The sequence below is a fragment of the Mesorhizobium waitakense genome (genome assembly GCF_056431085.1).
The window spans coordinates 1-4,091 of sequence record NZ_JBWKME010000196.1 but is presented as its reverse complement, the minus strand read 5'-3'; the positions used below and the strand labels follow the sequence as shown (position 1 = coordinate 4,091).

The window sequence follows — 4,091 nt, the reverse complement described above, 5'->3', positions numbered from 1 at the left end:
TATGGCGGTCTGGAGGCAAATCGCTTTGTCGACAGCCGCGTGAAGAGGCCACATCGGGGGGCATCCCGTGCCCAACCCAAGTTAAGGCGACGCCACCACTCAAACGAAACGGCCTCCGGAAAACCCGGCGCGGTTCAGTGGACGACATTATCGCTCACTCGCATGATTGCTTGAGGGTCAAAACATTCGTCTTTTATTCGGGCTTTAAAATTTGCAGGATTTTCAGACGGCTAGTGAGTATATAATTGACTACCGCAGTCTGGACGGCGGCAGTGTTTCTTGCCTTCAGTGCAGAGATTGCGGCGTCGTGACATTTCTCCCCGTCGTTGTCTTCGAATCCCCGATTGGCCATAAGACCCAACGTGGGGCCGATTGCCACCCAAAGATTGTCGATGATCGCCAGAAGCCGGGGCGCTTTCGACTGGGCATATAGAGCGAAGTGGAATTTGGCGTTTGCCGCAATCTTCGCCTTGGTGTCGTGAGATCTGGGATGCGTGCAATAGACCAGATGATAGTGCTCCAACTCGCGAATGAAGGTCGCGGAGGCATTTTCCGCCGCAAGTTGCGCTGCCCATCCTTCAAGGTTGACGCGGATCTTCGTGATTTCCTCCAAATCTGACTGCCCCAGGCTTGGGGCGACAATGGTCTTTGGAGCTGGCATTGACAGGCTTTCCTCGGACACTAGGCGGGTGATCGCCTCACGGACGGGCGTCACGCTGACCCCCAGCTGAGAGGCTATGGAGCGATGCGTGATCTTTTCGCCGGGCTTATACACGCCACATCTGAGGTTTTCACGCATCACGCCGTATACCCTCTCGGACAGGGTCGTCGTCTGTGGATACTCGCCCAGATCTTTCATTATTAGGCGCAGCGCCGGCGGCATGAACTTGCCCCCATCAACGAGACATGACTAAAAGGCAGATTTGTTCGGGCATTCACCGCAATGTCCTCGCATTGACCGGCCGGTAGCCGCTTCGATATTGGCGTGCGGATCGTCAGTCGAAGTCATCGGTCAGCTCGCCATATCGGTCCAGGAAGATGCCAAAGGCATTCTCCAGCGCCGAGAACTCGTCTTCGGTATTGCCCGTTGACACGGTAAACTGGCCGCGCCTGGTGATAAAGATGCCGTTGTTGATCATGAAAAGCTGTAACAGCTTTCGAAAGATCGGCGGGGTCTTGACATCCTCAGGGCCCCGCGGCATGTCCGTCTGGAAATGTGTCGAGATGAGCGAGCCAAAACTGCCTAGTTGCAGGGGCACTCCTCGGCTGTTCGCTTGACCTAGTAAAGCGGACCGCAGTTTGTTGGAGCGCGCATTCAACCGGTCGACGTTTTCCTGAACAAAGACCTTTTTCAGCGCAGCATGCCCCGCGATCATGGTCAGAACGTTGTTGCTAAAAGTGCCGCCGTGCGAGAGCGTTCTCTCATGACCGGGTCCCAGCCTGTCCATATGTCGCGCAGGCCCGCACAAAGCCCCGAAGTTGAGACCGCCGCCGAAGAACTTGCCGAGCGTGGTCAGGTCTGGATAGACACCGATTACCGATTGATAACCGCCGACGGCGAACCTTGCGGTTTGCACCTCGTCAAATATCAGCAACGCGCCGATCTCATCGCAAATCGAACGAAGTCGGCTCAAGAAAGCCGTGTCGGCCATGAAACCGCCAGCGCTGCCCATGATCGGCTCCACCAGAATGGCCGCGATGTCCTTGCCCTCCTTCCGGGCGATCTGCTCGCCGGTTTCGATATGATTGTATCGCGCGCGGCGGACGTCCGCACGATCCACGTTCATCTCACTCTCGGGCTCAAGCCAATTCAAGATGTTACCGTGGTAGCCGCCGAAGAAGCCCAGCACCAATCGTCGTCCTGTTTCGGCCTTGGCAAGTTGTATCGCGGCAACATTTGCTTCCCCGACGTCAGGAAGCGGACCCTCTCGATGGAGCGAAAGCGGTCGCAGATCTCGCGGGCAAACGCCACCTCATGATCGTGTGTGCCCCCATAACTCACTCCGTTGTCCAGCCCCGCCTTGAGCGCTGACACGATCGCTTCGTTTGAATGGCCGAAGAGGGCGGCGGTTAGGTCATTTCCGAAATCCGAATATTCGTGGCCGTCCGCATCAATCACCTTGCTGGATCGTGCAGAGCTGAAGAAAAGCGGAAACGGATCGAAATACAGCGAACCCCGAGTGTTGCCGCCAGGCAAGACCTCCTTGGCGGCTTCAAATTTCCGTCTGCTCGTTGGGTTTGAGCTCTCATAGACGCGCTGCTCTTGCGCAACAGCGTCGTCGATCGTAAGCCTAGTCTTAGCGGACTGCTGCATGACCGTTCCATTTCACCCGACGGGCCGAGATTGCAAGCCGCATGAGAATGCTGACGGCCTGTATAGCACCAGTCAATCCGCCTGCTTTTGCACACTCGCTCCAAGCAGTTCTCACCAACAGGCTTCTCTGAAGCGGTCGTTTAGGTGGAAGCGGGCGAAAACCCTTCGAGGCTCGCGGCGCTGAACATCGAGACCGCATCCAGCACTTACGCCTGTACCTGCCGACATCCTGCCGTGACCAGGGCATTCTGCGCATCGCAGTCGCATCCCGCAACTCGCGACATAAACGATGCGCGGAGACGTCCCGAACAAACCCACCGACCTCAACCCGCAAACCGCCGCCCTTCCATCACGACGCATCATCTCCGGCGCCCGACGAGGCATGCACCGCAAAGGCAACTAGATCGCCGCTTCGGCCGCCGAAAGCCCATCGCCGTACATCAAGACGGCTAGCCGACCCTTGCGACCACCAATAACTCCTTCCCATAATTCGGCGGAGAATACCGATAATCGCTGTACTCTGCCTCAACCGAAAAGGCGCAGCGCGCCAGCAAGTGGTGCAGTTCCCACCGGTGCGTCCAGCGCAGCACCAGATCGCGCCTCTCCTCGCGCAAGGTTTCGCCATTATCGCTGACTTCCGAAAAGCGCCAGACATTGTGCTCTGTCTGAGCAAAGTGATCATAGCGGGTATTCAGGAGTCCCGTACAAAGCACCGTCCGGTGGGCTCATGTATGGCAGAGCGCGACCGGGGGAGCACCAGCTTTTCTGACAGAATGTCAATGTGGCTCTCTGCAAGATCGAGCACGAGTCGGCCGCCCGGCCGAATATGCCGGTGAATGGCCTCCAATGCTCTGATCTGCAGCTCACTTGTCAGGAGGTGCTGAAAGGAGTGGAAGGGCACCAAAGCGACGGCGAATTGCTCACCAAGCTCCAGCTCTGACATGTCCTGCTGCACAAACCGTAATCGTTGTTGTGCCGCGATCGGAACCCCGGCTGCTTTGCGCTCCGCAATTGAAAGCAGGCCCGCTGATAGATCGACACCGGTAACATTGAAGCCCAGCGCTGCGAGCGGCAATGCCACTCGCCCGGTTCCGCACCCCAGTTCGAGCACGTTTCCGTCGGCTTCCCGCGCAATCCCTGCGTAAAAGTCAATGTCCTCGATGGGCGTATGTGGCATCTTGGGGCTATAGAAGGCGTCGTAGGACTGAACAAAAATTGAATTCGCGTCGTCGTCGTAAAACCGTTTCAAAATACCCTCCTTTGATGAATGCGCTCTGTAGGATCCGTTGCGAACTGGCCTCTTTGCCAGACAACATTGTGTTTAAAGGATGTTATCCATTGCGGATACGCATGGAGGCAGTCGCTTCTTGCTGCGACGCGGCTACGCTAGTGCAGAGGCTTGGGTACATACGACGGCCGCGGATCTTGATGTAGGCTTCGTCAGTATGCTTAACGGGGGCAACAGCGTTGTCAGTGAGCGTGATCATAGGACGGTATCCTCGCTTCGTTATACGTTTACGGACACCCATGCATGTGTCGTGCCAATGGAGATACTCGTTTTAAAACAATATGATGTGCTAGTACCACATTGTCCGATGTCAGACACCGGACAATGCGGACACCTTCTTCGGAAACATGGCTGAAGCTATGCGGCGCCTCGGCCCCGGCAAGGTGTCCGCCTTGCCGACCATCGACGTGGAGCGGGTGGCGTCGCCTTAACTTGGGTTGGGCACGGGATGCCCCCCGATATGGCCTCTTCACGCGGCTGTCGACAAAG

At 56.9% G+C, this 4,091-nt stretch carries 2 protein-coding genes and 1 pseudogene; all 3 read right to left on the bottom strand.

Going from position 1 to position 4,091, the window contains the following annotated elements; all coding sequences use genetic code 11:
* Positions 1-193 precede the first annotated feature (193 nt).
* Positions 194-883 (bottom strand): GntR family transcriptional regulator, encoded by a 690-nt coding sequence (locus AC07FD_RS36460; protein ID WP_478353765.1) that lies wholly within the window; start codon positions 881-883, stop codon positions 194-196.
* Between the two features lie 112 nt (positions 884-995).
* Positions 996-2,314, bottom strand: a pseudogene (locus AC07FD_RS36455) (aspartate aminotransferase family protein).
* 691 nt (positions 2,315-3,005) lie between these two features.
* Complete coding sequence (locus AC07FD_RS36450) at positions 3,006-3,563, bottom strand: class I SAM-dependent methyltransferase (RefSeq protein WP_478353764.1); 558 nt, start codon at positions 3,561-3,563, stop codon at positions 3,006-3,008.
* Positions 3,564-4,091: the final 528 nt, after the last annotated feature.

Bases quoted from the DNA above. Each gene is read 5' to 3' on its own strand.
- AC07FD_RS36460 (WP_478353765.1), bottom strand. From the start codon at position 883: ATGCCGCCGGCGCTGCGCCTAATAATGAAAGATCTGGGCGAGTATCCA.